The following is a 22,772-nucleotide window of genomic DNA, read 5'->3' on the forward strand; positions in this document are numbered from 1 at the left end:
CGATTGTTGCCGACCGGGGCAAGCCGACAGGCAGGGCGGTTACCACGGGTTGCGTTGGATGTCCCCTTAACTTGCTGTCACATTTGTGCGACCTGGCAGCGGGCATGCTCGAAGCCGGCAAAGAATGGCACCCAAATAAAAACGCCTTGGCGGCGGGTCGCTGGCGCAAATCAGCCAATTCTCGACGTCGGCACCGCCCCTCATCGCCCTGCCGGGCACTTCTCCCGTATAGTGACGGGGAGAAGGGGCTGTCCGGAACCTCGGCGTTCTTTCTGCGACGCTGGAGATTGGCGAAATCCTTAGCGAAGGCGTCCCTCTCGCCATCACTATACGGGGAGAGGATGCCGGCAGGCAGGTGAGGGGCGGCGCAAACCTGAAGCGATTGCCCGCCGGCCTGCCCAGGCAACAGTCAATCAGAGCAGAGCAGCGGTGAATGCCGGTCGCCATCCGTCACCGCGAAAGGCATTAAGCTGAGTTGCAGCGCTGTCGTGCACAAGCAATCGGCTTTTCAAAGGCGACGGGACGTGTTACGAGCCAGCGCCAATCCTGAAAGGGAAGAAGACGAGTCGGCGCTGTCCATCCGGTCCAGCGCTTTTCATGCATTCCGAGGGCTGGCCATGGCAAAGATTATCGAAACGTCCACGGGCGCATTGGCGCTGACCTTTGACGATGTGCTGCTGCAGCCGGGTCATTCCGAGGTCATGCCCGGCGAAACCGATATCCGCGCCCGCATTGCCGGCGACATCGACCTCAACGTGCCGATCCTGTCCGCCGCCATGGATACCGTCACCGAGGCGCGTCTCGCCATCGCCATGGCCCAGGCCGGCGGCATCGGCGTCATCCACCGCAATTTCTCGCCGGCCGAACAGGCCGAGCAGGTGCGGCAAGTCAAGAAATTCGAATCCGGCATGGTGGTGAACCCCGTCACCATTGGCCCCGATGCGACGCTCGCCGACGCCCTGGGGCTGATGCGCACCTATAGCATCTCGGGCATTCCGGTGGTCGAGAATGGCGGCGCGGGCGGGCACACGGTCGGACGGCTGGTCGGCATACTGACCAACCGCGACGTGCGCTTCGCCTCCGACCCGGGCCAGAAAGTCTACGAGTTGATGACCCGTGAGAACCTGATCACGGTCAAGGAAAATGTCGATCAGGACGAGGCCAAGCGGCTCCTGCACCAGCACCGCATCGAAAAGCTGGTCGTGGTCGATAGCGGCGGCAATTGCGTCGGATTGATCACCGTCAAGGACATCGAGAAGTCGCAGCTCAACCCGCACGCCACCAAGGACGTGCAGGGGCGCTTGCGCGCGGCGGCCGCCACCAGCGTCGGCGATGACGGTTTTGAGCGCGCCGAGCGGCTCATCGATGCCGGCGTCGACCTTTTGGTGATCGACACCGCGCATGGTCACTCGCAACGCGTGCTCGATGCGGTGACGCGGGCCAAGAAACTGTCCAATTCGGTCCGCATCCTGGCCGGCAACGTCGCCACTTCAGAAGGCACGCTGGCGTTGATCGATGCCGGCGCCGATGCCGTCAAGGTCGGCATCGGGCCGGGTTCCATCTGCACCACCCGCATCGTCGCCGGCGTCGGCATGCCGCAGCTTTCTGCGATCATGTCGGCGGTCGAGACGGCGCAGAAATCGGGCGTCTCGGTCATCGCCGATGGCGGCATAAAATATTCCGGCGATCTCGCCAAGGCGCTCGCCGCCGGCGCCAGTGCCGCCATGATCGGGTCGCTGCTGGCCGGCACCGACGAGAGCCCGGGCGAAGTCTATCTGCACCAGGGCCGCTCGTTCAAAGCCTATCGCGGCATGGGCTCGGTCGGCGCCATGGCGCGTGGCTCCGCCGACCGCTATTTCCAGGCCGAGGTTCGCGACACGCTGAAACTGGTGCCGGAAGGCATCGAAGGGCAGGTGCCTTACAAAGGACCTGTGTCCGGCGTGCTGCACCAGCTTGCCGGCGGCCTGAAAGCCGCTATGGGTTATGTCGGCGGGCGCGACCTTGCCGATTTCCGCGACCGCGCCACCTTTGTACGCATATCCAACGCCGGACTTCGTGAAAGCCACGCCCATGACGTCACGATCACCCGCGAAAGCCCGAATTACCCCGGCGGAGCCTAACCAGTTCGCACGAAGCCTGACGGCAATGATGCTGCGGCTGTCGCGCCACGCTGCCGCGCTCTGTTTTGTCTGCGCGGGGGTTTTCGTCGCCATGACGGCGATGGAGTTCCTCTATTTCCGCCAGCTGAGCGGCGGCCTGCCGTCGCTCGATTTGCGCTTTGCAGGGTTCACCCCGGACGAGGGCATGGCCTGGCTGACGGCACTCGGGCGTCGCGGCAGCGAGATTATCCTGGTCTGGCACTACCTGACCTTCGACCTGCTGTTCCCGGCGCTGCTGTCGCTGACATTGGTCAGCCTGATCCTTGCCGCCGGGCGACGGCTGAAGAACTTCCGGGCTCTGTCCGCCCAGCTCCAGTCGCTGTTCGCGCTCGTCCTGGTGCTGCCCTACACGCTTGCCGATTATGCGCAGAACATCGCGGTGGCCCGCATGCTCTCCGATTTCCTGTCGGCCAATCCGGACTCGCTGTCCTTTGCCTCGGCGCTGATCGTCATCAAATTCGCGCTTCTGGCGATACCGGTGATCGTCATCGCGGTTTTCCACCTGGCCGCTCAGAAACAGCGCTGACTGCCCTTCTCCCACAAGGGGAGAAAGTCTGGCGAATGCTACAAATCGAACAGCGCGATCTTGCGCTTGTCGAACTTGATGGCGAGCTCGCCGCGCACCAGTTTGAGCGCCGCCTCGCCGAACACTGCGCGTCGCCAGCCTTGCAAGGCCGGCACGTCGGCGTCCTCGCCCTCGGCGGCGATGCGGTCGATGTCGTCGCTTGAGGCCAGCACCTTCGAAGCGACGCCCTCCTTTTCGGCGACGATCCGCAACAGCACTTTCAGCAATTCAGCGGCGGCATTGGAGCCTTCGGGCGGCTGAAAACTCTTCGGCAGCTTCGGCATCTCTTCCCTGGGCAAGGCAAGCGCGCCGTTGACCGCGCCAAGCAGCGCCGTTGCCGTCGCCGAGCGTTCCCAGCCTTTCGGCGTGGTGCGCAGCTTGCCGAGTGCTGCCGCATCGCGCGGCGCCTGCTGCGCCACCTCGTAGATGGCGTCGTCCTTGAGCACCCGGCCGCGCGGCACGTCGCGTTCGCGCGCCTCACGCTCGCGCCACGCCGCCACCGCTTGCACGATCGCCAACTCCTGCGGCTTGCGCAGCCGCATCTTCAGCCGCTTCCAGGCGTCCTCCGGATGCGGATCATAGGTTTCGCGGGCGGTCAGCACGTCCATCTCCTCGTTCAGCCAGTGGGCGCGGTTTTCCCGCACCAACTCGGCGCTGAGGTGCTGGTAGACCTCGATCAGATGGGTGACGTCGGCAAGCGCGTAGTCGAGCTGTTTTTCGGAAAGCGGCCGGTGGCGCCAGTCGGTGAAACGTGAGGACTTGTCGAGCCGGGCGCCGGTGACCTTCTGGACGAGCTGGTCATAGGAGACGCTGTCGCCGAAGCCGCAAACCATCGCCGCCACCTGGGTGTCGAACACCGGATGCGGCACCAGATCGCCGAGATGAACGATGATTTCGATGTCCTGGCGCGCCGCATGGAAGACTTTGACGACCGCCTCGTTGGCCATCAGCCTGAAGAACGGCTTCAGGTCGATATCGGGTGACAGCGGATCGATCAGCGCCGTCACCCCGGGTGCTGCCATCTGGATCAGGCAGAGAATCGGCCAAAAGGTCGTCTCGCGAATGAATTCGGTGTCGACGGTGACGAAATCCGACTTTTCGAACGCGGCGAGAGCGGTCTCGAGTTCTTTTTGGGTAGTGATGACGTGCATCAAATCGCTTTTGGCAAAGTGTAAGGTCTCCTTCAATTTCAGCCGCGCGGGCTTTCGTCAAGCCGCTGTCCGGGTTTCAAGACCTGGCGGGCCGTCATCATTGCTTGTCAGGCCCGTCGGAATCATCGTTGCGCTTGGCCAGCCGGGCGAACACCGTCGATGTGCGCAAAAGGCCGATGAAACGACTGCGATGGCCGGCCGGCACGCCCGATCGCACCTGCATCCGGTACAGGATGACCACGACGAAGATGGCATAGACGGTGGCGGTGAACACGAACAGCGCGCTTGGCCCGAAATACTGCATCGCCGTCGAGGCGGCGAACGGCCCGCCAATGGCGCCGAAGGAATAGAACAGCATCAGCGCCGCGTTGATCAGCACGAACTCGCCCTTGTCGGCGCGGTCGTTGGAGTGCGCCGCCGACAGCGAATAGAGCGGCATGGCGAAGCAGCCGAAGATGAAGACGATCACGAAGTTGAGGGACGGATCGCTGCGCGCCCAGAACACCAGCGCCAGCGACGCCAGCAGCGCGCAGCACGTCGTTATCAGCAGCACCGAACGACGGTCCCAGCGGTCGGACAGATAGCCGAGCGGATACTGGATGATGGCGCCGCCGAATATGCCGACGCTGACGAAGGTGACGACGTCGGTGACCGACATGCCGATCTGTTCGGCATAGACCGGCGACAAGGTGCGAAAAGCGCTGTTGGTGACGCCGACGGCAATGCAGCCGAAGCAGCCGAGCGGCGAGATCCGCCAGACGCGGGCGAGGTCGAGCTTGACGTCTTCGGGCGGGGTCGGGTTGGAGCGATCGCCGAGCGACACCGGCACCAGCGAGAGCGTGATCATGATCGACATGACGGCGAAGATGCCGAAACCGCCGGCGCCGACGATCGGGATCAGGAACTGTGCGCCGGTGACCGAACCGATGTCGACCATCCGGTAGATGGCCAGCACCCGCGCGCGGTCCTTGTTGGCGGCCCCGGAATTGAGCCAGGCTTCCATGATGGTGAACAGGCCGGCGAAGCAGAAGCCGCCGGCGAGACGCAACGCGCACCACATGACCGGGTCGACGACCAGCACCAAAAGCAATGTCCCGGCCGATGCGATCGCCGCCAGCGCGGAAAACGCGCGGACATGGCCGACGGCCTTCATGATGTGGGTGACGGCGAGGCAGCCGAGCAGGAAGCCGGCGAAATAGAACGTCCCCATCAGGCCGATGGTCGAGGCCGAAAACCCCTCCTGCGCCCCGCGCAATGCGATCAAGGTGCTCTGCAGGCCGTTGCCGCCGAGCAGGATGCCGGCGGCAATAAGGAGCGGGATCAGCGGGCGCATGGAGGACATGAAGGAGGGCCTGTCGTTGATCCTTCTTGAACCATCGCCCACGTCAATGCCAGCGGCAATTGCCGGCGGTTAGCAGGCCAGCGCCGACTATCAACGTATCAGTTCGATTTTAGCTGGGAAATCCTTCGCGCTGCCGATGGCGCACTCGGGTGGCTTGCCGCCCTACCGAAGAATTCTGTTTGTCATCAGCCATTTGACGGAGCGGGGCCACGCGTAATTCGCACCCATCCGCAGATCGGTAAAACCCTGCGAAACAGGTTGCCCGGTATCAGCGTCGAGGATGCGAATGAACATCGTATGCTCTGTTCGGCTGACGCGCGTTACGACGCCCAGCAAGGCAAGAGACGCGCCGTGCTCTTTGGCGATCTTGCTTTCACAGCCGCCGCAATTGCGCAATCCGTGCGGCGCGACCGCCTGCTCATCCCCGGCTGGCACATCAAGCACTGTAAAACGCCCTGACTGGGAGAGCATGTCCTTCGCCATTTGTGCCGACTCGGACAGATAGCGCCTATCATGTTCATCCGGCGGAATTATGCCTGCGCCAGCGCTCTTGTCTTCCAATTCGAAAGGAAACACCTCGATAGACATCGGCTTTGTCTGTGCGTGTACAAATGCGCAGGTGCCGACAAGCAGCATCACCAGGACAGTCAATGTGCGAATGCGCATGGTAGTCCTCCCGCCAATGTGACGGCCATTGTACACGGCTCGGCCACGCTGATCACGATCAGGCGGAGGAAATTCTACACTTTGACTGTGGTGCGGAGTTTTCACACAGCCACGGACGAATGCCGAAGTTCGAATCAAGATGCTGCCCGGGCGACGCCTGCCTTGACAAAGGCGGCCTCTCATGTGCTTTTCGCGCAAATTTTCGGGCCGGGCCATCATGCCTTGGCCGCAATCAGACATCCGGACTTACCCATGACAATGCATTGTTACCGCAGCCATACCTGTGCCCAGTTGAGGAAAAGCGACGTCGGCTCTTCCGTTCGCCTTTCGGGCTGGGTGCATCGCGTACGCGATCACGGCGGCCTGCTGTTCATCGATTTGCGCGACCACTATGGCCTGACGCAGATCGTCGCCGACCCGGATTCGCCGGCTTTCAGGATTGCCGAGACCGTGCGCGGCGAATGGGTCGTCCGCGTCGACGGCGAGGTCAAGGCCCGTCTGGCCGAGACCGCGAACGCCAATTTGCCGACCGGCGAAATCGAGGTTTTCGCGCGCGAGATCGAAGTGCTGTCGGCGGCCAAGGAACTGCCGCTGCCGGTGTTCGGCGAGCCGGACTATCCCGAGGACATCCGTCTCAAATACCGCTTCCTCGATTTGCGCCGCGACACGCTGCACAAGAACATCGTGGCGCGCACGAAGATCATCGCCGAGATGCGCAAGCGCATGGGCGAGGTCGGCTTCACCGAATTCTCGACGCCGATCCTGACCGCTTCGTCGCCCGAAGGGGCGCGTGATTTCCTGGTGCCGTCACGTATCCATCCCGGCACCTTCTACGCGCTGCCGCAGGCGCCGCAAATATACAAGCAATTGATCATGGTGTCGGGCTTCGACCGTTACTTCCAGATCGCGCCTTGCTTCCGCGACGAGGACCCGCGCGCCGACCGCCTGCCGGGTGAATTCTACCAGCTCGACCTGGAGATGAGCTTCGTCGAGCAGGACGACGTTCTGGCGACAATGGAGCCGGTGATGCGGGGCGTGTTCGAGACCTTTGCCGCCGGCAAGCCGGTGACGCAGGAGTTTCCGCGCATCGCCTACGACGTCGCCATGCGCAAATACGGCACCGACAAGCCGGACCTGCGCAACCCGATCGAGATGCAGGCGGTCTCCGAACATTTCCGCGAGTCCGGCTTCAAGGTGTTCGCCAACATCCTTGCCAACGACCCGAAGGCCGAGGTCTGGGCCATTCCGGCCAGGACCGGCGGTTCACGCGCTTTCTGCGACCGGATGAATTCCTGGGCGCAAGGCGAGGGCCAGCCGGGCCTCGGCTACATCTTCTGGCGCAAGGAGGGCGAGAAGCTCGAAGGCGCCGGTCCGCTCGCCAAGAACATCGGCGAGGAGCGCACCGAGGCAATCCGCCTCCAACTCGGGCTTGCCGATGGTGACGCCGCCTTCTTCGTCGCCGGCGACCCGAAAAAGTTCGTCTCGTTCGCGGGCGCGGCGCGCACCCGCGCCGGCGAGGAGCTGAACCTGGTCGATCGCGACCGTTTCGAACTATGCTGGATCGTCGACTTTCCCTTCTTCGAATGGAACGAGGACGAGAAAAAAATCGATTTCGCCCACAACCCGTTCTCGATGCCGCAGGGCGGCATCGATGCGCTCAACGGCGAGGATCTGCTCGGCATCAAAGCGTTCCAGTATGACATGGTCTGCAATGGTTTCGAGATCGCTAGCGGAGGCATCCGCAACCATCTGCCGGAAACCATGGTCAAGGCATTCGAGACTGTCGGGCTCAACCGCGAGACGGTCGAGGAGCGCTTCGGCGGCCTCTACCGCGCCTTCCAGTACGGCGCACCGCCGCATGGCGGCATGGCGGCCGGCATCGACCGCGTCGTCATGCTGCTGGTCGGCGCCAGGAACCTGCGTGAAGTGACGATGTTCCCGATGAACCAGCAGGCCTATGATCTGCTGATGAGCGCGCCGGCGGAAGCCAGCCCGCAACAGCTTCGCGAATTGTCGCTGCGCGTCGCAGTGACCAAGAAAGAGGGTTAAAAACCTCCCGCAACCGACTCTAAACGCTGTCGTTTTGCGCTGCCCCTCATTGCCCTGCCGCGCATTTCTCCCCGTATAGTGACGGGGAGAAAGCACTGTCACGAATGATTTCGCCAACTGCCAGCGTTGCAAGATGGGCGCCAACGTCGCGGGCGTCTCCCTTCTCCCCGTCACTATACGGAGAGAAGGTGCCGGCAGGCGGATGAGGGGTGGAGCTGACGCCCCGCCCCAATCAGTCTTCGTTCGCCTTGACCGTCACGCCAAGCGTCTTCGTCAGGTCCGCCGGGTTGGACATGGCGCCTGCCATGATCAGCGCGAACGGCACCGCTGCCGGCGGCTCGGCCAGGATCTCAATGCTCTGCGGATCGTCGAGATATTTGCCGACCGCAGCCGACACCTGCGCCGTCAATTCCGGATTGTTGAGCTGCGCCATGCCGAAAGGCACGACCGCCTTGGCCTGGTTGGCGATGTCCTTGCCGGACATGCCTTGCTGCTTTCCGACATAGTCCAGCACCTTGTTGGTCAACGAATCGTCGTCGAAGCGGATCGAAGCGCTGTTGAACGAAAGCTGCTGCAAGACGCCAAGCATGGCCATGCCTTGCGCCGAATTGTCGGCGCCTTCGGGCTGCGCCGCCATCTTCTTCTGCATCTCCTGCAGCGACTTGATGACGTCAAGCGTGTAGCCGCCGAAACCGAAGGTCATGCCGAGCGTTCCGGCATTGTCGACAGCGATGTCGTACTTCGACAGCTCCATCTTGCCGTCCGCAGGCTGCCAAGTGCCCTCCATGGCAAGGTTTCCGGTGATGTTCTGGTAGCCGAGCGCGTTGATCACCTCCTTGGATTTCGGGTCCTCGACCAGCGTCAGGTCGGCATTGAACTTTTCCGTGGTGCCGGAAAACGCCATCGCCTTGCCGTCGGCTGGCGGGGTGATTTCGATGGCGAGCCCGTCCATCGAGAAGGCGGTCTTGTCGGCGACCTTGACCGTCATGTTGTCGAGCTCGGCCGATTCATACATCATCATTGAACCGAGCGGGCCTGTGGCGCCGTCGGCCGGAACCGTCATGTCGTGGATGATGAAGGGGCTGAGGTCGAGCGTGACGCCGTTTTCGCTGTGCTGGAATGCCGAAGTCGAGACGGTTTCGATTTCATAACCGCCGTTGGCTTCGGTCACGCCTTCGAGCTTGATGTCGCCGATCTTGAGCGCTTCCTTTTCGGCCGCCGGTTTGAGGGCCACGCCCTGCAGCACCATGCTGGAGGCATCGCCCGTCACCCCGGTCCAGGAGATGTCGACGCCCTGCGCGGCGAGAGCCGCCTTCAGCCGGTCGGCGACCGCCGCATCTTGCGCGAGGGCCGCATTCAGCGGCAGCGTCAGCAGCAAGGTCGAAAAAGCGAGTTTGTTGAGTGTCGAGCGTCTGATCGTCATCGCGGTTCCCTGAGAGTGTGCTGAAGATTTTTCAATTTGTTGCGCCGTTACCCTTCCGTGACGAACTGGACGGGAAAAAGGCGTTCCGCCGCACAATGGTCGAAAACCACGGCGAAAGGCAAATCCGATTCATTGCCATAGAAGCGGGATGTAACCGAGTGATGTTGCTGGCATCCAGTTCGTATTGCGCAAGAGGCTGCCCCATTCAGGCGCCTCTTGCCGCGAATCACCCGCTCGGCTAGTCCCAACCTATGGGAAAAAGGCTTTTGCCGCCTGGCGATGGCGGTGGCGACAACATCGAGCCGGTCGATCTGAAGAAAGCGCTGGAAGAGCGCTATCTCGCCTATGCGCTGTCGACCATCATGCACCGGGCGCTGCCGGATGTGCGCGACGGGCTGAAGCCGGTCCATCGCCGCATCATGCATGCCATGCGGTTGCTCAGGCTCAACCCCGACCAGGGCTTCGCCAAATGCGCCCGCATCGTCGGCGAGGTGATGGGCAAGTTCCATCCGCATGGCGACCAGTCGATTTACGACGCGCTGGTGCGGCTGGCGCAGGATTTTTCGATGCGCTATCCCCTGGTCGACGGCCAGGGCAATTTCGGCAATATCGATGGCGATAACGCTGCCGCCATGCGCTACACCGAAGCGCGCATGACCGACGTGGCGACCGAGCTGCTGTCCGGCATCACCGAGAATGCGGTCGACTACCGGCCGACCTACAATGAGGAGGACGAGGAGCCGGTCGTGCTGCCCGGCGCCTTTCCCAACCTGCTCGCCAACGGTTCGTCCGGCATTGCCGTCGGCATGGCGACCTCGATCCCGCCGCACAATGCCGCCGAGCTCTGCGACGCCGCCCTGCATCTGATCGAGCAACCCGATGCGCCGGTGACGACGTTGATGGATTTCGTCCAAGGCCCGGATTTCCCGACCGGCGGCATCATCGTCGACAGCCGCGCCTCGATCCTCGAAGCCTACGAGACCGGTCGCGGTGGTTTCCGCGTCAGGGCGAAATGGAGCCAGGAGGACCAGGGCAGGGGCACCTGGAGCATCGTCGTCACCGAAATCCCCTATGGCGTCCAGAAGGCGCGGCTGATCGAAAAGATCGCCGAGCTGCTGATGGCGCGCAAATTGCCGCTGCTCGAGGACATCCGCGACGAGAGTGCCGAGGATATCCGCGTCGTTTTGGTGCCGAAGAGCCGTTCGGTCGATCCCGGCATCCTGATGGAATCGCTGTTCAAGCTGACCGAGCTCGAAAGCCGCTTTCCGCTCAACATGAACGTCCTGTCGCGCGGCAAGATACCCAACGTGCTGTCGCTGAAAGGCGTGCTCAAGGAATGGCTGGAGCACCGCCGCGAGGTGCTGATCCGCCGCTCCAGGCATCGCCTCGGCGAGATCGAAAGGCGGCTGGAGATCCTCGCCGGCTATCTGATCGCCTATCTCAACATCGACGAGGTGATCAGGATCATCCGCGAGGAGGACGAGCCCAAGCAAGTGATGATGGCTCGCTGGTCGCTCACCGACAACCAGGCCGAAGCCATCCTCAACATGCGGCTGCGTGCCCTGCGCAAGCTCGAGGAATTCGAGATCCGCAAGGAATTCGACGGTCTCACCACCGAGAAGAAGCAGATCGAGGCGCTGCTTGCGTCCGATGCCAGGCAGTGGGCGACGATCAAGTGGGAAGTCTCCAGCATCCGCGAGAAATTCGGACCGGAAACCGCGCTCGGCAAGCGCCGCACCCAGTTCGCCGACGCCCCCGAACATGACCTGACCGACATAGCCCATGCCATGATCGAGCGCGAGCCGGTCACCGTGGTCGTTTCGGAAAAGGGCTGGCTCAGGGCGATGAAAGGGCACCTGACCGATCATTCGTTGCTGACCTTCAAGGAGGGCGACAGCCTCAAGCTCGCCTTTCACGCCCAGACCACCGACAAGGTCCTGGTCTTCACCACCGGCGGCAAGTTCTACACGATCGGCGCCGACCGGCTGCCGGGCGGGCGCGGCCATGGCGAACCGATCCGCATCATCGTCGATATGGACAACGACCAGGACATCGTCACCGCCTTTGTCCATGATCCCAAGCGCAAGCTGCTGCTGGTGTCGCACGACGGTAACGGCTTCATCGTGCCGGAAGAGGAAGTCGTCGCCAACACCCGCAAGGGCAAGCAGGTGATGAACGTCAAGGCGCCCGACGAGGCCCAGCGCTGCATGCCGGTCGCCGGCGACCATCTCGCCATCGTCGGCGAGAACCGCAAGATGCTGGTCTTCCCGCTCGCCGAAATCCCCGAGATGGGGCGCGGCAAGGGCGTTCGCCTGCAGAAATACAAGGATGGCGGCGTCCTCGACCTCAAGACCTTCACGCTCGCAAGCGGTCTCTCCTGGCAGGATTCTGCCGACCGCACCTTCATCAAATCACGTGAAGAGCTAGTCGAATGGATCGGCGCCCGAGCCTCGGCTGGACGCATGGTGCCGAAGGGATTCCCGAGGACGGGGAAATTTAGTTAATCTCCCCCCTTGAGGGGGAGATGTCGCCGAAGGCGACAGAGGGGGTCGGAACGTTCAGGCGCGACGCGACCTCTTATTGCGACAGAGGAGGCTGGAGCTTCACGCGCGGCGACCCCCTCTGGCCTGCCGGCCATCTCCCCCTCAAGGGGGGGAGATTAGCAGTTCCATCCAAACATTTGGAATGTCGTCACGATTGCTGCACTATCATGGCGCATAAGCATCGCTACATAAGACGCGGACACACGCGTTTGGGAGAAACAGGCACTTGAAGGAAACCAGGGTTCGGAAACCGGAAGGGCAGCAACGCCTGTTCGGCCTGTCGACGCCGGTCAGATCCGCGGTCATTCCGCCGCTGTCGGCGGCGCGGTGGCTGCTGGTGCTGATCGTCGCCGCCGGGGTCTATTTCTTTCATGGTTTCCTGGTCCCGGTGCTGGCTGCTCTGGTCATCGCCTTTGCCAGCTGGCCGCTCTATCGGCGGTTGCTTGCTGCCGTCGGCAGCAACCGCACGGTCGCCGCGACATTGGCGATCCTGTTCATCCTGACCTTCCTGGTGGTGCCGATCGCGCTCGCCGGCGCCTACGCCAGCAACGAAGTCCGCGAATGGGTTGGCTGGGCGATCGAGACCAACCGCCATGGTGCGGTGACCCCGCACTGGATCGCCACGCTGCCAGTGGTCGGCGACTGGCTGAACGAGCAGTGGACGCGCAATCTCGGCCATCCCGGCGGCATCGGCGAGCTGATCCAGCTGATCAGCGGCGCCAACATCGGCAGCATCTACCGCGGCGTGCTGGCCGCCGGCGGCAGCGCCTTCGGCCTTCTGCTGGCGCTGCTGTTCATGATGATCGCGCTGTTCTTTGCCTATCGCGACGGCGAGCATTTCGCCGGCCAGGTCGACCGTCTCGGCGAACGCATCCTGCCGACCAGGTGGGAGCGGATTTCACGCGTCGTGCCGGCGACGATTTCCTCGACGGTGACCGGCATGACCATTATCGCCATCGGCGAGGGGGTGGTGCTGGGCGTGGCCTACTGGCTGGCCGGCGTGCCGTCGCCGGTGACGCTGGGCGCCCTGACCGGCATCATGGCGCTGATCCCCGGCGGCGCACCGCTGTCCTTCACGCTTGTTTCGATCTATCTCGCCGCCAGCGGCTCGCCGATGGCCGGTTTGGCGCTGTTCATCTGGGGAAGCGTCGAACTGTTCATCGTCGACAAGACATTGCGGCCGAAGCTGGTCGGCGGCCCGATAAAGCTGCCGTTCCTGCCGACCTTTTTCGGCCTGGTCGGCGGCGTCAAGACGATGGGCTTTCTTGGCCTGTTCATCGGTCCGGTGCTGATGGCGTTGCTGGTCGCGATCTGGCGCGAATGGCTGCGCGAGGTGGAATTGGCCGACGAGCTTGCCCCCGCAGCGCCGGCGGAACTCGAAGGGGCGCCGCCGCAAATCGAAATCGTTGCCAAGAAGAAGTCTCAGGCCGGGTGACGGACTGCAAGGCTGGCGCGGCGTTTTCGCCCCTCAAGCAGCTGCCATAGCGAATGGACAACCAGCGTGACGATCAGGATCGCGCCGCCGATCAGGCTGTTGCGCGACGGCGTCTCGGCAAAGATCATCCACATCCAGACCGGCGCCAGCACGGTTTCGAGCAGATAGAACATCGCCACTTCCGGTCCCGAAATATATTTCGGTCCGTTGGCGAGGCAGAAGAACGAGATCGGCATGATGACGGCGCCGTTGAAGATGATCCACCATGGCGCGTTTACCTGAAACCCTTCGCCCGAAACCATGAACACCGCGACGGCCATGGGCAGGATCACGCCGATCAGCGAAGCGAACCCCATGTCCTTGCCGCTGGCGCGCGAGACGGTGATGGCCAGCGCGATGAAGAAAGCCGAGCACAGCGCCATGAGGTCACCGAACAGGTGGCCGGTGCCGATCGAATCGCCGACGATGATCGCGACGCCGACGATCATGGCCAGCATCGCCATCACGGTGACCAGTCGCGGTCGCTCCTTCAGGAACAGCCAGGACAGCAGCGCCGCGAACACGGTGTTGAAGGCCAGGATGAAGACCAGGTTGGCGGTCGTGGTGTGATAGATACTGATGACGAAGGTAACCGAGGTCAGGCCGTAGCACAGGGCGACGACGAGCCCTGACCAGCCGGGGATGAGCTGGGGCGCGTTACGGCTCAGCGAGCGCCACACAGCCCAGATGATCAGCGCCGCGACCAGGGTGGTGCCGGTGCGCAGCAGGAGGATCGTCCATGCGCCGCCGTCGGCGAGCCGGATCAATGGAATGTCGATGGTCAGCGTCAGCCCGCCGATGGCGGTGATGAGAAGGCCTTTTTGATGATCGTTGTGGGACGACATGGCAGTTCCCGCAATAAATTTGGAGGCAGGCGCAGAATTGGCCCAGCGTCTGGCGTTTCAGCCAGGCAGCCGAAAACCAGAAGCATCCTCCTTGAAGCAGTTTAAGGATGGTTGGCGAAAGAGCGGATCAGCGCGAAACCGCTTCGTGGTCGTAGCGTTCCCAGCCCTTCGGGCCGAGATGCTCCTGCGGCATGAAGCGCATCTTATAGTTCATCTTGCGCGAGCCGTTGACCCAGTAGCCAAGATAGACATGGGGCAAGCCCATCGCCCTGGCGCGAGCGATGTGGTCGAGGATCATGAAGGTGCCGAGCGAGCGGTCCTCGAAGTCCGGGTTGAAGTAGGAATAGACCATCGACAGGCCATCGGCCATCTTGTCGGTGAGGGCGACTGCGATCAACTCGCCCTGGCCCTTGCCGGTGATAAAGCTGTCGGGGCCGCGGCGCCGGTATTCGATGACCTTGGTGTCGACATGCGTGTCCTCGACCATCATGGCGTAGTCGAGCACCGTCATGTCGGACATGCCGCCGCGGCGATGGCGGGCATCGAGATAGCTGCGGAACAGCGAATACTGCTCGGTCGACGGTTGCGCGTCGTGCATCGCGCCGATGAGGTCTGAATTGTGCTGTATCACCCGCTTCATATTGCGGCTGGCAGTGAATTCCTGCGCCAGGATGCGCACCGAAACGCAGGCGCGGCAAGTCTCGCAGGCCGGCCGGTAAGCGATGTTCTGCGATCGCCGGAAGCCGCCTTGCGTCAACAGGTCGTTCATCTCCGATGCCTTGTCGCCGACCAGATGCGTGAACACCTTGCGCTCGAACTGGCCCTCAAGATACGGGCATGGCGACGGCGCGGTCAGGAAGAACTGCGGCGACTGGGTTGGATGCTGCGTCATCGACCCTTGGAAACACTCCTGCGAATCATCATACCTTTGGCGCGCACGGCGAAAAATTCAACAGGATTGTGAAAGTGTGGCCACCGGACGCCTTCACTTTGCACATAAATGCTCGCTGGGACTGGTGAAAAGCTGTTTCAGCGGTCACTGCGGCTGACCACCGTGCCGAGCAGCAGGTCGTGCAGCGTGCGCTTGCGGTCGGCAAACAGCGACACCAGAAGGACCAGCGGCGTCAGGATGACGTTGCCGGCCCAGAACAGAACCGAATGCACCACCGCCGTCAGCCCGTCGATACGGGTGCCGTCCAGGCGGTCGAGCCGGATCCCCATCATCTTCATGCCCGTCGTGGCCTGGTCGGCGCTGCCGAGCGTGTTCCAGATGTAAAGGATGGCGACGGCCGGCACGAGGATGGAAAACAGCATCCAGCCAAGGCCAAGCGTCAAAATCCCGAGGAAGAACACCAGGATCGCGAACGGAATGGTGAGCAGCGCGACGATGCAATAATCGATGATGAAGGCGAGGACACGCCGCGTGCGCACGCCATCATAGGCCCTGACATCATCGAGCCTGCTGATTTCGCCGTCGAGAACGCGCGCGTTCATGTCATTTCCTCGCAATCAGGCCCGGCATAGGGTGCGGACCGCCTGGTGTTGAAATGGTGAAGTCCTGCGGCGGAATCAAGATCGAGCCTTTTTTCGGCCCTGCTACCGGAGGCAACGCCGAATGTAGACTGGATCGGTTGAATTTGCAGCACGGATGACGTTAGTTTGCTGCAGCGCAACAAATACGGCAAATGTGCCCAAGGGGCGAGGGACAGGGCCAATATGGACTACGACATGCTGGTCATCGGCAGCGGGCCCTCAGGGCGCCGCGCCGCGGTGCAGTCGGCCAAGCTCGGCAAGTCCGTGCTGGTGGCCGACAGGGGCCGGCGCCTTGGCGGCGTGTCCGTGCATACCGGCACCATCCCGTCGAAGACCTTGCGGGAAACCGTGCTAAACCTCTCGGGCTGGCGCGAGCGCGGCTTCTACGGGCGCGGCTACCGGGTCAAGCAGGATATATCGGTCGGTGATCTGATCGAACGCCTGCACAAGACGCTCGATCACGAGGTCGAGGTGCTGCAGCACCAGTTCATGCGCAACACGGTCAAGAGCGTGCGCGCCACAGTCAAGTTTCTCGGTCCCAACAGAGCCAGCCTGACGACGGACACCGGCGACTACAGCGAGGTCGGTTTTGCGCATGCGCTGATCGCGGTCGGCACCCGCCCGCACCGGCCGCGCGACGTGCCCTTCGACAGGATCCGTGTCTTCGACAGCGACGAAATGCTGGAACTCGAGCGCCTGCCGCGGACGCTGACGGTGATCGGCGCCGGCGTCATCGGCGTCGAATACGCGACGATCTTTTCGGCGCTCGACGTGCCGGTGACGCTGGTCGAGCCGCGCGACAGCATCCTCGATTTCGTCGACCGTGAGATCGTCGACGATTTCATCCATCAGATGCGCGACCGCGGCATGACGATCCGGCTCGGCAGTGCGATCAAGGAGATCGCCTCGAAACCAGACTATGCCGAGGTGACGCTTGCCGACGGCCGCAGCATACGCTCGGAGATGGTGCTTTATGCGGCGGGGCGCACCGGCAATGTCGGCGCGCTCGGCCTCGATGTGGTCGGCATCGAGGCCGACTCCCGGGGCCGCATCAAGGTCGACCCGCAGAGCTTCCGGACCAGTGCGCCGAACATCTATGCCGCCGGTGACGTCATCGGCTTTCCGAGCCTCGCCTCGACCTCGATGGAGCAGGGCAGGGTGGCCGCCTGCCATGCCTTCGGCGTGCCGTTGCCACCGCCGCCGGAAACCTTTCCCTACGGCATCTACGCCGTGCCGGAAATCTCGACCGTCGGCCAGTCCGAGGAGCAGGTGCGCGAGGGCGGCGGCGCCTATGAGGTCGGCGTGGCGCGCTTCCGCGAAACCTCGCGCGGCCATATTATGGGCGTCAACACCGGCTTCCTGAAGCTTCTGTTCTCGATCGAAACGCGCCGGCTGCTCGGCGCGCATATCGTCGGCGAGGGCGCAACCGAACTGATCCATATTGGCCAGGCGGTGATCAATCTCGGTGGCACCGTCGATTTCTTCGTCAACAACACCTTCAACTATCCGACGCTGGCCGAAGCCTACAAGATCGCCGGGCTGGATGCCTGGAACCGGATGGGGCGGGCATAGGGCGACGGGCTCATCAATTCGCCTGCGCGATGGCGGCTGCCGGGCCCGCCAGCCACTGCCTGACGATTTCAGCATCCCGGTCGCCGATTTCATGGCCGGAGCCGATGGTGTGGGCCTCGACCGCGGCGCCATGCGATTCGAGCAATGCGACCAACGCCGGCGCGAAGGGCGCGTAGGTCAGGTCATCTGCGCCGGCGATGATCAGCACGCGCGCTTTGGACAGATCTGCCGGGGGCACGTCGTCGAGCACCGGCATCGGGCGCAGCAACGCTGCCCGTTCGATGCGGCCGGAATGCAAAAGCATCACGCTCGAAACCAGATTGGCGCCGTTTGAATAGCCGAGGAAACTCGTCCGGGCGAGATCGAGACCGTGGCGGTTCGCGGCCGCGGTGATGAAGCCGGCGAAAGCGTCCGTCTCGGCGCGGATACTGTCCTGTTCGAAACGCGTCGGCGTGATCCGCGCGAACCAGCGGAAACCGTCCTCCTGGGCGACACGGCCACGCACCGTCACCAACACCGCATGCGGTGCGATTTGCCGCGCCAGCGCCACCAGCGTCGTTTCGTCGACGCCGGATCCGTGCAGCAGGAAAAGGCATTCGCCGCTTGCATCCACGGGCCGGTAAAGTCGGTAGAGAAACGGCAGGTCGCGCCGCAAAAAGCCGTCTTCCGGAGGTTTTTCGGCCATATTGCATCCTTTTGATTTCGTGTGGTTTTTATTCATTTGCCGGCTTCAAACGGAATATTTTCGGGCTCCTTCAAAGTTGATTGAACCGGGCGCATTTCAGTCCGTTTGTTTGCCGATATGCTCCTGCGGGAGGAATCGAAGCGGTGCGTCCGGCGGTCGCATCGATCGCGGCATGAACAACCAGCTTTGAGGCCTTTTATCGATGACCATGTCAATTTCACCGGATCGCGGGCCGCGTATCCCGGATCGCGGGCCGCGTGCCGCGGAACGCGATACGCGCATCGATGTGTTCCGCGCTCTCGCTCTGCTGATCATATTCGTCGACCATGTCCCGGGCACGGTTTTCGAAACCCTGACCTACAAGAATTTCGGCTTTTCGGATGCCGCCGAGGCCTTCGTGCTGATCTCCGGCATGTCCGTCGCGCTCGCCTACGGCGCAAAATTCCAGTCCGGAGACCGGCTCCTGGCGACACTGAAATTGTGGCGCCGCGCCGGAGTGCTCTATGTCGCCCACATCGTCACGACGATGGCGGTGCTGGCCATCTTCTGCGCGGCGGCGATGTTCGCGAAGCGGCCGGACATGCTGACCCTGATCAACATCGAACCGTTGATCAGGGACCCGCAACATGTGCTGATCGGCATCGTCACGCTTGGCCATCAGCTTGGCTACAACAACATCCTGCCGGTCTATGCGGTGCTGCTGCTGATGGCGCCAACCTTCCTGCTGTTCATCAGCTACCGGCCTTTCACGGCGCTCGCCCTGTCCGGAACTCTGTGGCTGGTTGCCGGGATTTACCAAATCGCCCCGCCAAATTATCCGGAGCCCGGCTTCTGGTTCCTCAATCCGCTGTCGTGGCAGTTCCTCTTCAACATCGGCCTGGCGAGCATGCTGCACATCAGGCGCGGCGGCGTCATTCCGGTCAATCGCTGGCTGGTCGGCGCGTCGGCGGCCTATGTCGCGACGGCGTTGGTCTGGGTGCACAGCCCGCTATGGGGGCACGTGTCGTGGCTGAACCTGCCCGTGGTGCTGACCGGCTTCGACAAGACCTTCTTGTCGCTGCCGAGGCTGCTGCACATCCTGGCGGTGAGCTATCTGATCGTGGCGTTTCCTTCTGTCTCCAACCTCTTCCGCACCAGCCGCGATCATCCGCTCGCCATATTGGGCAAGCGATCGCTGCCGGTTTTCATCGCCGGCACGCTGATCGCCATGGCGGCGCAGGTGATGAAGCTGATCAACCCGGGCGGATTTGCCTATGACAGCCTGCTGATCGCCGCCGGCATCGCCATGCAGTTCGCGCTCGCCTATTATCTCGAATGGCTGTCTTCTATTGGCGGCAACAGCAAGCCGGTCCGCAGCCAGGCGCCGCCGATCCATGCATCCTTCGGCGTGGGCGGCATGGCGGCAGGCGTTAATAGGTAGACGCCGGGCTCAGGCTGTCTTGGGCGGCGGCCCCGAAGATGCCCTGACGACAAGCTCGACGCCAAGCGTCTCGCGCCGCACCGTGCCGTCGAAATCGAGGATCGTTCGTGCCGCCCGGCGGCCGATCTCGGCGATTGGCTGCGCGACCGTGGTCAGCGGAGGATCGCAAAGTGCGGCGTCAGGCACGCCGTCGAAGCCGACGACGGAGACGTCGCCGGGAACCGCAATGTCACGCGCGGCCAACCATTCGATCGCGACCATGGCGATCCGGTCCGACATCGCCAGGATGGCGGTCGGCTGCGCTGCCGAGGCGAAGATCGTTTCGAGGCCGGCCCTTGTGCTGGCTTCGTCGTTTTCGGTCTCGTATACCGGTATCCCGGCGGTATCGACACCATATCGGGAAAACGCCTCGAAATAGCCGACGAGGCGATCGCGCGTGCCGGTGTAAAGGGCCGTCCGGACCTTCTCCGGCGAGACAAGGCCGGTGCTGCCGTCGGCGAAGGGCAGCGCCAGCACGGCAAAGCGCCGATGGCCAAGCTCGGCGAGATGCTGCGCCGCCAGGCGGGCGCCGGCGACATTGTCGACGCCGATTGCCGAAACAGTGTCGTCGTCGAAGCCGAGCTCAAGCGCGACAAAGGGGAGTTTGCGTTCGCGCGTCAGTTCGACAAGCCGTGAACCGCCCTCGATGCAGAACAGGATGAAGCCGTCGACCAGCGCGCTCTGGATGTTCCAGGCAAGTTTTTCCTGGTTGCCGGCCGATACCAGTGCTATTCCCGCGCCGGTGGCGTCACAGGCGTCGGAAATGCCGGCCATCATCGCGCGGGCAAAGGGATCATCGAAGAAATAGGACAGCGGCTCGGTCGTGGCGACGCCGATCGCGTTGACCTTGCCGGCGCGCAGCAGCCGGCCCTTGGGGTCGGGACCGGCATAGCCCATCGCCTCGGCCGCCGCCTTGACCCGTTCGCGGACTTCCTCGCGCACGATCTCGGGACGGCTGAAGACGTTGGAGGCGGTGCCGTGCGAAACCCCGGCGGCCTTGGCGATGTCGGCCAGCCGGATGGGTCTGGTATTGCTTTCGCTGGATGATGCCATTTTTCTGCTCCAGCCTGCTATCTAGCACCTTTGTTGGATCGATTCAAATTTTGCTTGACATCGGCGTAATCCAGACCTAGTTTTGAATCGATCCAATTGAGTTGTCAGCAAGGAGTGAGCCATGCACCCCGTCAATTATCTGTTCGAAGACACCTATCGCAACGACTGGAGCATGATTTCGAAGGCGGTGACCCGGACGCGTCGCGGCAGCGCCGGCCCGTGGATCCGCGATCTCCGTTTTCTCGTGGAGCGCAAGCGGAGCTGATCGGCAGCGCTTTTTTTATGCCTGTCGATTGGATCGATTCAATTCTAAAAATCGAAGAGGAAACCAAGCCATGCACCCGATCAATCACCTGTTCGAAGAGATCTATCGCAATTATTGGGGCATCTCGCCGGCCATCGACAGGCCGGAGCGGAGGCGCCTGGCCAAGCCGGCGGCGCGCAATCGCGACCTGCCGGTTCGGCCTGAGCGCCGGCAGGAGTGGCCGTCGTCTGACTGACCGTCGTTTGGCGGAAACCGAATCCGGCCGCCTCAGGTGCGCGGGCGCTTCAGCGCCGAGGCCGCAACCGCCAGCCAGCCGGCGATGAGCAAGGTGCCGCCGATCGGCGCCGACATCGAAAAAAGCCGCGAGCCGAGGAAGTCGCGGGCAAGCAGATCGCCGCAGAACAAGACAAGCCCGACGAGAAGAATAAGGCTTGCAGTTCGCATGATCCGGTTTGCGCCAACGAGGCCGACGGCAAGGAAGACCGGTGCATGCATGAGCAGGAAGGTCGCGACCGTGCCGACGAAAGCGCCGCCCAGATGTGCCGCCGCGGCAGAAAGCGCCACACCGGCCGCGCCGCACAGGCCGCCGGCGAAAACGAGGATGCGGCCGATGCCGCTTGCTGGGTGGTCGGCTGTGCTCATGTCTTGGACTCCGTGAAGTGGCCCGCAAACGGTGTCAGGATTTGCCCGCCTGCACCAGCATGTCGCGTGCGCGGCGCGACTGGACCAGCCAGTTATACGCCGCTCCGCCCGCCATCAGCACGGATGTGCCGAGAAACACCGCGCGCATGCCGAAATGACCGCCGACGAAGCCGCCGAGCAGCGGCCCGGCAACCTGTCCGACATACTGCGCCGAGATCGACAGACCGAGCACATTGCCGCCGACGCCGTCCGGAACATTATGGCGGATGACACTGGTGATGCAGGGCAAGAGGCCGCCAAGCGCGAGTCCCATCAGGAAACGCAGGCCGACGAGCTGCCAGCCCTGGGTGACGAAAGCCTGCGGGATCAGCAGCAGCGCCGAGACGGCAAGCGCCGCGATGATGACGTTCCAGTGGCCAACGCGGTCGGCGAGCTTGCCGAGACGCGAGGCCGACAGGATGGCGCCAAGTGCCGCCGCCGACATGACCACGCCGGACATCAGCGTGACCCGGCTTTGGTCCTCGATGATCTGCTGCACATAGACCGCGATGATCGGCTCGATCGACATGGTGGCGAAGCTCAGCAGCATGCCGGTCACCAGCATCGCGACGACCGGGCGCTTGTCCGGGATTTGCGACCAGCCGCCTTTCGGCTTCTCAGTCGATGCCGATTTGTCGGTTTCCGGGCGAAGGTCCTCCTTGATGAGAAAAGTAGTTGCCAGGAACGCCAGGAAAATGACGCCGCCGGCGAGCAGGAAGGTGGCGCGGATGCCGATCAAGGGCGGCAGCGCGCCGCCGAGCAAGGGACCGACGAGAGCGCCGCCGGTGATGCCGGCCGACAGCACGCCGAGCGCCCAGCCCGACCGTTCCTTCGGCGTCTGCATGGCGACGAGAATGGTCGAGCCCGAGGAATAGCCACCGGCGAAACCAATCAGCAGGCGTAGCAGCACCAATTGCCAGACGGTCTCCACCATGCCGGTCAGCGACATGCAGACGGCCATGCCGAAACTGGCGCGCACCAGCATCAGCTTGCGGCCGTAGCGGTCGCCAAGCCGTCCCCACAGCGGCGCGACCAGCGCGGCGGCGAAGAAGGTCGCGCCATAGGCGATGCCGGACCACTGCACAACAGCCGCGTGGCCCTCGGCGCCCAGCTGCTCGACGTAAAGCGGCAGGAAGGGCAACAGCAGAGTCATGGCGACAAGCGTGCTGAACGAGCCGGCAAAGCACACGGCGAGATTGCGGCGCCAATGGATATTGTGGGCGCCTTGGGTGGCAGGGTCTTGCGGCATGTCTGTCCTGTCCTGCAGCCTCTCGACGGCATCATTGCACAAGAACTGGCGCGGCCTG

The 22,772-nt window shown here is 63.1% G+C and carries 20 protein-coding genes; 9 read left to right on the top strand and 11 right to left on the bottom strand.

Translation table 11 applies throughout. The features are described 5' to 3' along the window. Positions 1-617: 617 nt before the first annotated feature. Together guaB and AC0L2R_RS00465 are read left to right on the top strand one after the other, a co-directional pair. The gene (gene guaB, locus AC0L2R_RS00460) at positions 618-2,120 is read left to right on the top strand and encodes an IMP dehydrogenase (protein WP_473507364.1); all 1,503 of its coding nucleotides are present in this window, start codon (positions 618-620) and stop codon (positions 2,118-2,120) included. Positions 2,121-2,145: 25 nt separating this feature from the next. Beyond that, the gene (locus AC0L2R_RS00465; RefSeq protein ID WP_031254642.1) at positions 2,146-2,685 is read left to right on the top strand and encodes a hypothetical protein; all 540 of its coding nucleotides are present in this window, start codon (positions 2,146-2,148) and stop codon (positions 2,683-2,685) included. Between the two features lie 38 nt (positions 2,686-2,723). On the opposite strand, the gene rnd is transcribed toward AC0L2R_RS00465, so the two are convergent. The 3 genes from rnd to AC0L2R_RS00480 all read right to left on the bottom strand — a co-directional run bounded on the left by rnd (position 2,724) and on the right by AC0L2R_RS00480 (position 5,883). Continuing rightward, the gene (gene rnd, locus AC0L2R_RS00470; RefSeq protein ID WP_473507365.1) at positions 2,724-3,875 is read right to left on the bottom strand and encodes a ribonuclease D; all 1,152 of its coding nucleotides are present in this window, start codon (positions 3,873-3,875) and stop codon (positions 2,724-2,726) included. A gap of 97 nt (positions 3,876-3,972) precedes the next feature. Next, complete coding sequence (locus AC0L2R_RS00475) at positions 3,973-5,217, bottom strand: MFS transporter (RefSeq protein WP_473507366.1); 1,245 nt, start codon at positions 5,215-5,217, stop codon at positions 3,973-3,975. A 162-nt stretch (positions 5,218-5,379) separates the two neighbouring features. Further along, positions 5,380-5,883 carry a DUF3280 domain-containing protein gene (locus AC0L2R_RS00480; protein ID WP_473507367.1) on the bottom strand — a complete coding sequence of 168 codons (504 nt, stop codon included), beginning with the start codon at positions 5,881-5,883 and terminating at the stop codon, positions 5,380-5,382. Between the two features lie 252 nt (positions 5,884-6,135). Here AC0L2R_RS00480 and aspS point away from each other — a divergent pair, with 252 nt between their 5' ends. Beyond that, positions 6,136-7,932: an aspartate--tRNA ligase gene (gene aspS, locus AC0L2R_RS00485; protein WP_473507368.1), complete on the top strand. Its 1,797-nt coding sequence runs from the start codon at positions 6,136-6,138 to the stop codon at positions 7,930-7,932. Between the two features lie 232 nt (positions 7,933-8,164). Here the strand turns inward: aspS and AC0L2R_RS00490 are convergent, their stop codons facing one another. Then, positions 8,165-9,355: a hypothetical protein gene (locus tag AC0L2R_RS00490; protein ID WP_473507369.1), complete on the bottom strand. Its 1,191-nt coding sequence runs from the start codon at positions 9,353-9,355 to the stop codon at positions 8,165-8,167. Positions 9,356-9,606: 251 nt separating this feature from the next. Here AC0L2R_RS00490 and parC point away from each other — a divergent pair, with 251 nt between their 5' ends. Next, a complete protein-coding gene (gene parC / locus AC0L2R_RS00495) occupies positions 9,607-11,859 on the top strand; it encodes a DNA topoisomerase IV subunit A (RefSeq protein WP_473507370.1) in 2,253 nt (750 codons plus the stop codon). Between the two features lie 265 nt (positions 11,860-12,124). Beyond that, on the top strand, positions 12,125-13,333 hold the full coding sequence (locus AC0L2R_RS00500; RefSeq protein ID WP_473507371.1) for an AI-2E family transporter: 1,209 nt from the start codon (positions 12,125-12,127) through the stop codon (positions 13,331-13,333). Here AC0L2R_RS00500 and AC0L2R_RS00505 read toward each other — a convergent pair. The 3 genes from AC0L2R_RS00505 to AC0L2R_RS00515 all read right to left on the bottom strand — a co-directional run bounded on the left by AC0L2R_RS00505 (position 13,321) and on the right by AC0L2R_RS00515 (position 15,711). Beyond that, positions 13,321-14,217, bottom strand: coding sequence for a DMT family transporter (locus AC0L2R_RS00505; RefSeq protein ID WP_473507372.1), 897 nt, complete (start codon positions 14,215-14,217; stop codon positions 13,321-13,323). The two genes, AC0L2R_RS00500 and AC0L2R_RS00505, sit on opposite strands and share 13 nt — an antisense overlap. 127 nt (positions 14,218-14,344) lie before the next feature. Then, positions 14,345-15,109 (bottom strand): arginyltransferase, encoded by a 765-nt coding sequence (locus AC0L2R_RS00510; protein ID WP_027154654.1) that lies wholly within the window; start codon positions 15,107-15,109, stop codon positions 14,345-14,347. Between the two features lie 137 nt (positions 15,110-15,246). Then, positions 15,247-15,711 carry an RDD family protein gene (locus AC0L2R_RS00515; RefSeq protein ID WP_023798430.1) on the bottom strand — a complete coding sequence of 155 codons (465 nt, stop codon included), beginning with the start codon at positions 15,709-15,711 and terminating at the stop codon, positions 15,247-15,249. Between the two features lie 222 nt (positions 15,712-15,933). On the opposite strand from AC0L2R_RS00515, the gene sthA reads away from it, so the two are divergent. After that, positions 15,934-17,322 (top strand): Si-specific NAD(P)(+) transhydrogenase, encoded by a 1,389-nt coding sequence (gene sthA / locus AC0L2R_RS00520; RefSeq protein WP_473507373.1) that lies wholly within the window; start codon positions 15,934-15,936, stop codon positions 17,320-17,322. Positions 17,323-17,335: 13 nt separating this feature from the next. On the opposite strand, the gene AC0L2R_RS00525 is transcribed toward sthA, so the two are convergent. Continuing rightward, positions 17,336-18,007 carry an alpha/beta hydrolase gene (locus AC0L2R_RS00525; protein ID WP_473507374.1) on the bottom strand — a complete coding sequence of 224 codons (672 nt, stop codon included), beginning with the start codon at positions 18,005-18,007 and terminating at the stop codon, positions 17,336-17,338. A 202-nt stretch (positions 18,008-18,209) separates the two neighbouring features. Between AC0L2R_RS00525 and AC0L2R_RS00530 the strand changes: the two genes are divergently transcribed. After that, positions 18,210-19,427, top strand: coding sequence for an OpgC family protein (locus tag AC0L2R_RS00530; protein WP_473507375.1), 1,218 nt, complete (start codon positions 18,210-18,212; stop codon positions 19,425-19,427). 9 nt (positions 19,428-19,436) lie between these two features. Here the strand turns inward: AC0L2R_RS00530 and AC0L2R_RS00535 are convergent, their stop codons facing one another. Continuing rightward, positions 19,437-20,519 carry a LacI family DNA-binding transcriptional regulator gene (locus tag AC0L2R_RS00535; protein WP_473507376.1) on the bottom strand — a complete coding sequence of 361 codons (1,083 nt, stop codon included), beginning with the start codon at positions 20,517-20,519 and terminating at the stop codon, positions 19,437-19,439. Positions 20,520-20,640: 121 nt separating this feature from the next. Between AC0L2R_RS00535 and AC0L2R_RS00540 the strand changes: the two genes are divergently transcribed. Both AC0L2R_RS00540 and AC0L2R_RS00545 read left to right on the top strand, forming a co-directional pair. Beyond that, positions 20,641-20,784 carry a hypothetical protein gene (locus AC0L2R_RS00540; RefSeq protein WP_287241803.1) on the top strand — a complete coding sequence of 48 codons (144 nt, stop codon included), beginning with the start codon at positions 20,641-20,643 and terminating at the stop codon, positions 20,782-20,784. A gap of 70 nt (positions 20,785-20,854) precedes the next feature. Beyond that, on the top strand, positions 20,855-21,019 hold the full coding sequence (locus AC0L2R_RS00545) for a hypothetical protein (protein ID WP_091591593.1): 165 nt from the start codon (positions 20,855-20,857) through the stop codon (positions 21,017-21,019). A gap of 32 nt (positions 21,020-21,051) precedes the next feature. Here the strand turns inward: AC0L2R_RS00545 and AC0L2R_RS00550 are convergent, their stop codons facing one another. Both AC0L2R_RS00550 and AC0L2R_RS00555 read right to left on the bottom strand, forming a co-directional pair. Then, positions 21,052-21,426: a DUF423 domain-containing protein gene (locus AC0L2R_RS00550; RefSeq protein WP_473507377.1), complete on the bottom strand. Its 375-nt coding sequence runs from the start codon at positions 21,424-21,426 to the stop codon at positions 21,052-21,054. A gap of 34 nt (positions 21,427-21,460) precedes the next feature. Then, the gene (locus tag AC0L2R_RS00555) at positions 21,461-22,714 is read right to left on the bottom strand and encodes a multidrug efflux MFS transporter (protein ID WP_473507378.1); all 1,254 of its coding nucleotides are present in this window, start codon (positions 22,712-22,714) and stop codon (positions 21,461-21,463) included. Positions 22,715-22,772 lie beyond the last annotated feature (58 nt).

The organism is Mesorhizobium sp. WSM4820 (assembly GCF_055811075.1).

Bases quoted from the DNA above. Each gene is read 5' to 3' on its own strand.
- guaB (WP_473507364.1), top strand. From the start codon at position 618: ATGGCAAAGATTATCGAAACGTCCACGGGCGCATTGGCGCTGACCTTT.
- AC0L2R_RS00465 (WP_031254642.1), top strand. From the start codon at position 2,146: ATGATGCTGCGGCTGTCGCGCCACGCTGCCGCGCTCTGTTTTGTCTGC.
- rnd (WP_473507365.1), bottom strand. From the start codon at position 3,875: ATGCACGTCATCACTACCCAAAAAGAACTCGAGACCGCTCTCGCCGCG.
- AC0L2R_RS00475 (WP_473507366.1), bottom strand. From the start codon at position 5,217: ATGTCCTCCATGCGCCCGCTGATCCCGCTCCTTATTGCCGCCGGCATC.
- AC0L2R_RS00480 (WP_473507367.1), bottom strand. From the start codon at position 5,883: ATGCGCATTCGCACATTGACTGTCCTGGTGATGCTGCTTGTCGGCACC.
- aspS (WP_473507368.1), top strand. From the start codon at position 6,136: ATGACAATGCATTGTTACCGCAGCCATACCTGTGCCCAGTTGAGGAAA.
- AC0L2R_RS00490 (WP_473507369.1), bottom strand. From the start codon at position 9,355: ATGACGATCAGACGCTCGACACTCAACAAACTCGCTTTTTCGACCTTG.
- parC (WP_473507370.1), top strand. From the start codon at position 9,607: ATGGGAAAAAGGCTTTTGCCGCCTGGCGATGGCGGTGGCGACAACATC.
- AC0L2R_RS00505 (WP_473507372.1), bottom strand. From the start codon at position 14,217: ATGTCGTCCCACAACGATCATCAAAAAGGCCTTCTCATCACCGCCATC.
- AC0L2R_RS00510 (WP_027154654.1), bottom strand. From the start codon at position 15,109: ATGACGCAGCATCCAACCCAGTCGCCGCAGTTCTTCCTGACCGCGCCG.
- AC0L2R_RS00515 (WP_023798430.1), bottom strand. From the start codon at position 15,711: ATGAACGCGCGCGTTCTCGACGGCGAAATCAGCAGGCTCGATGATGTC.
- sthA (WP_473507373.1), top strand. From the start codon at position 15,934: ATGGACTACGACATGCTGGTCATCGGCAGCGGGCCCTCAGGGCGCCGC.
- AC0L2R_RS00525 (WP_473507374.1), bottom strand. From the start codon at position 18,007: ATGGCCGAAAAACCTCCGGAAGACGGCTTTTTGCGGCGCGACCTGCCG.
- AC0L2R_RS00530 (WP_473507375.1), top strand. From the start codon at position 18,210: ATGACCATGTCAATTTCACCGGATCGCGGGCCGCGTATCCCGGATCGC.
- AC0L2R_RS00535 (WP_473507376.1), bottom strand. From the start codon at position 20,519: ATGGCATCATCCAGCGAAAGCAATACCAGACCCATCCGGCTGGCCGAC.
- AC0L2R_RS00540 (WP_287241803.1), top strand. From the start codon at position 20,641: ATGCACCCCGTCAATTATCTGTTCGAAGACACCTATCGCAACGACTGG.
- AC0L2R_RS00545 (WP_091591593.1), top strand. From the start codon at position 20,855: ATGCACCCGATCAATCACCTGTTCGAAGAGATCTATCGCAATTATTGG.
- AC0L2R_RS00550 (WP_473507377.1), bottom strand. From the start codon at position 21,426: ATGAGCACAGCCGACCACCCAGCAAGCGGCATCGGCCGCATCCTCGTT.
- AC0L2R_RS00555 (WP_473507378.1), bottom strand. From the start codon at position 22,714: ATGCCGCAAGACCCTGCCACCCAAGGCGCCCACAATATCCATTGGCGC.